Annotated in this window: 4 protein-coding genes; 2 read left to right on the top strand and 2 right to left on the bottom strand. The window is 55.2% G+C overall.

Annotated elements, in window-relative coordinates; all coding sequences use genetic code 11:
• Together QNK41_RS22860 and QNK41_RS22855 are read right to left on the bottom strand one after the other, a co-directional pair.
• The coding region (locus QNK41_RS22860) for a dihydroorotate dehydrogenase (protein ID WP_319262157.1) at positions 1-822 on the bottom strand (822 nt) is incomplete at its 3' end.
• Positions 809-1762 (bottom strand): MBL fold metallo-hydrolase, encoded by a 954-nt coding sequence (locus tag QNK41_RS22855; protein ID WP_319262155.1) that lies wholly within the window; start codon positions 1760-1762, stop codon positions 809-811. The genes QNK41_RS22860 and QNK41_RS22855, both read right to left, overlap by 14 nt.
• Positions 1763-2137: 375 nt before the next feature.
• Between QNK41_RS22855 and QNK41_RS22850 the strand changes: the two genes are divergently transcribed.
• Both QNK41_RS22850 and QNK41_RS22845 read left to right on the top strand, forming a co-directional pair.
• On the top strand, positions 2138-2590 hold the full coding sequence (locus tag QNK41_RS22850; RefSeq protein WP_319262152.1) for an NfeD family protein: 453 nt from the start codon (positions 2138-2140) through the stop codon (positions 2588-2590).
• 32 nt (positions 2591-2622) lie between these two features.
• Positions 2623-3474, top strand: coding sequence for a stomatin-like protein (locus QNK41_RS22845; RefSeq protein WP_319262150.1), 852 nt, complete (start codon positions 2623-2625; stop codon positions 3472-3474).
• The last annotated feature ends 187 nt before the right edge of the window (positions 3475-3661 follow it).

The raw sequence follows: 3661 nt of genomic DNA, 5'->3' as shown, positions 1-3661 counted from the left end.
GGGGTTTACAAAATTGGCTGTGCCGATCTGAACGGCAGCAGCCCCGGCAATGAGAAATTCCAGCGCATCTTCCGCGTTCATAATTCCCCCGATGCCGATGACGGGAATCTTCACCTTCTGAGCCACCTGCCAGACCATCCGCAGGGCAACGGGCTTGATGGCCGGCCCGGAGAGGCCGCCGGTGACGTTGGCCAGTTTGGGCCGGCGGGTGGACAAATCCACGGCCATGCCGGTGATGGTATTGATCAGCGACAGGGCGTCTGCTCCGGCGTCTTCGGCCACTCTGGCCATAAGGGCGATGTCGGTAACGTTGGGAGAAAGCTTGACCATCAGGTGTTTGGTCGTCTTTTCCCGGACGGCTCTGACCACCTCGTCAGCGATCTTGGGATCTGAACCGAAGGCCACCCCACCCTCTTTAACATTGGGGCAGGAGATGTTCACCTCCAGCCCTTTGATGGCATCGAGAGGTTCGAAGCGTTCGGCCAGCAGCGCATACTCCTCGACGGTCCTGCCGTATATATTGGCAATGGTGGGCGGGCGAAGGGTCTTTATAAAAGGCAGTTTGTCCTTGATGAAACCGTCGATGCCCACGTTTTCCAGACCGATGGCATTGAGCATGCCGCAGTCGGTCTCGACGATGCGCGGGGGCGGGTTTCCTTTAGAGGGTTTCAGGGAGAGGCCCTTGACGATGATTCCCCCCAGACGGTTCAGGTCGATATAATGGTCGAACTCCCGGGCGTAGCCGAAAGTGCCCGAAGCCGTCATCACCGGGTTCTGGAGTTCCAGGCCGCCGATGTCGACGGTCAGGTCAGGTTCGGTCATATGACGATCTCAGCTGTTTATTGGGTTCGTGGTGTTTCCGCGCAGCCTGCCATTTTCGCACAATGGTATTGATGCGGGCCTCCAGGTTGAGCACATAAGCCGGCTCGGGTTGTCGAAGCCCGGATTTGCCGTCCCACTCAACCGCTTTGACCTGCTTCATCACGGCCGGAATATGCCCGTTTTCGGTTTCCAGAAGCCGCTCGACCATATTGCGAAACCGGCGGCTTTGCACCAGGGATTCAGCCACATGCCGGCGGGCATCGCTGCCGGTGCACGAATAGACATGGCCCAGGCACAGCGTTTCTATGTCCAGGGTGCTCAACCGCTGCATGGACTGGTAGTGGACATCGTAATCCACCAGGCAATCGGTCACGATATAGCCGGTCTCATCCGGCGTGCCCAAAGCCTCTGAAGCAACCAGCAGCTTAAGTTGGGGAACGGTATAGGAGAGAAAATCCCATGTGTGCCCGGGTGTTTCCATGACCTGGACGGTGAGATCCGCTGAAATCTCAAAACAATCCCCTTCCTTAGCCGTCGCCTCCACACTGAAGGATTCGAAGGTCGTGTCGCCCGGATCGACGCCGAAATCAACCGCCATCTGGGCCGCAAACTGGTTGAGATCAAATATCAGTGAAATCGCATTGGGCCGGTCAAAGATATTGGCGGCCTTTTCCGAACAGACCACCTGCATCTTCGGGAACTGGGTTTTCAGATAGGCTGCGGCACCGCAGTGGTCAAAATGGGAGTGAGTCAGAAAGCACCACACCGGTTGGCGATCGCCCAGCACTTGCCGGATCTGTCGGGCATACACCGGTCCGAGAAAGGCCAGGCCGGCATCGAACAGGGCCGGCCGGTCACCGTCAACGAGAAAGACCGGCACGGCCCGGTGCCCCAACATGTGAACACCGTCGGCGATTTTCCCGATCTGGTCAACCACCATATTCCCTCCAGTGAAATTGCTGTGCTTTGATTGTCCGTATCCGGGTATCCTTAACCGCCCAAGAATTGCTGGATAATATAGACGAGTCAAGGTGATTGATCAAGCTGGAGTTTAAACCGAGGTTTTAAACGAAGTGCTTGTCAAGCGTATTGCGGTGCGGCTTCCACCGGTTCGGAATTTGTGCTAAGATTCTTCACTTGAAGCGCTTGTTAGAAAAAGACAAATTCCGTATTGCTCAAACTAAAACTGCCGATAGTCGGTTGAGACGGGAAACAGTAATGTCGGAGGTGTTACGATTTCATCAAACCAAAACCCAACGCTTGCACCCTATGGCGATTGCAAAACCCTAACCCCCTTTCCCCTTCAGGAAACAATATGAATATCACCGTTCAATACTGGCACTGGCTGGTGTTTGGCATGATCCTCATTATGGCCGAACTTTTCGTCCCCAGTTTCACTATCTTCTGGTTCGGGCTGGGCGGTTTGGTGGTGGCCTGCCTGCTGTTGCTCTTCTCCGACATCAGTTTCACCTGGCAGCTGTTCATCTGGGCCATCGCTTCGTGTGCATTCACCTTTCTCTGGTTCAAATTCATCCGTCCGATGATGACCGATCGAACCCGGGCGGGAATTGCCCGCGAGGCGGCCATCGGCGAAACCGGGCAGGTGATTCGAGCTCCTGAAAATGGCCGTCGCGGCATGGTTCGATTCACCACGCCCCTGCTGGGATCGGATGAATGGTCGTTCATCTGTGATACGGCGGTATCCGCAGGCGATCGGGTGACGGTTGCGGACATCTCTGGCAATACCCTGATGGTTAAAAAATCATAAATCAAGTTCTCACCAAGACATTCGGAGGAAACATGGAAGGACTAATCGTAGTGGTTGTCTTTGTCGTGCTGGTGATCGTTACCCTGTTTCTGGGCGTGCGGATCGTTCCCCAGGGAAGTAAGCACGTGGTTCAGCGGCTGGGCAAATATCAAAAAACCCTTGGCCCAGGCCTGAATATCATCATTCCCTACATCGACTCAGTGGCCTACAAAGTCACCACCAAGGACATCGTTCTGGACATCCCCTCCCAGGAGGTCATCACCAGAGACAATGCCGTAATCATTGCCAACGCCGTTGCTTACATGAATATCATTTCTCCGGAAAAGGCGGTGTATGGTGTGGAGAACTATCAGTTCGCCATCCAGAACCTGGTGCAGACCTCCCTGCGTGCCATCGTGGGAGAAATGGATCTTGACGATGCCCTCTCCTCCCGCGACCAGATCAAGGCCAAACTCAAGGCGGCCATTTCCGACGACATTTCGGACTGGGGCATCACCATGAAGACCGTCGAGATCCAAGATATCAATCCCTCACAGACCATGCAGGCCGCCATGGAAGAGCAGGCCGCCGCCGAGCGTCAACGTCGGGCGGCGGTGACCCGGGCCGAGGGAGAGAAGGCAGCGGCCATTTTAGAGGCCGAAGGCCGTCTGGAGGCTTCCAAGCGCGATGCCCAGGCCAAAGTCCTCCTTGCCGAAGCCAGCCAGCGGGCCATCCAGAAAGTCACCGAGGCCATCGGTGACAATGAGATTCCCGTAATGTACCTGATCGGTGAAAAATACGTGGAGTCGCTGAAAAGCCTGTCAATGTCGTCAAACGCCAAGGTGGTTCTGATGCCGGCGGAAATTCCAACGGCGATAAGGGGGATCTTGGGGCGAACGAAATAAACCTCGCTCGGACCATGCCAAAAATCCAACGGTTCCTCAAACTGATGTTTCTGACCCGACAGGACGTCAAGAACCATAAATCCTGGCTCATGGGCATGAAGGACCGGTTTATGACCATGCGAAAAACCCTTAAACCGATCAGCGTCGACTATCTCAAAGATGGGCAATGGATCAAACCCCACACCAA

Origin of the sequence: Desulfosarcina sp., from assembly GCF_033791525.1 — a bacterium.
Taxonomy (GTDB): Bacteria; Desulfobacterota; Desulfobacteria; order Desulfobacterales; family Desulfosarcinaceae; genus Desulfosarcina.
This window is presented reverse-complemented; position numbering and strand designations above follow the sequence as displayed.

Excerpts from the sequence above, each read along its gene's own strand:
- QNK41_RS22855 (WP_319262155.1), bottom strand. The coding sequence starts at position 1,762 with ATGGTGGTTGACCAGATCGGGAAAATCGCCGACGGTGTTCACATGTTG.
- QNK41_RS22850 (WP_319262152.1), top strand. The coding sequence starts at position 2,138 with ATGAATATCACCGTTCAATACTGGCACTGGCTGGTGTTTGGCATGATC.
- QNK41_RS22845 (WP_319262150.1), top strand. The coding sequence starts at position 2,623 with ATGGAAGGACTAATCGTAGTGGTTGTCTTTGTCGTGCTGGTGATCGTT.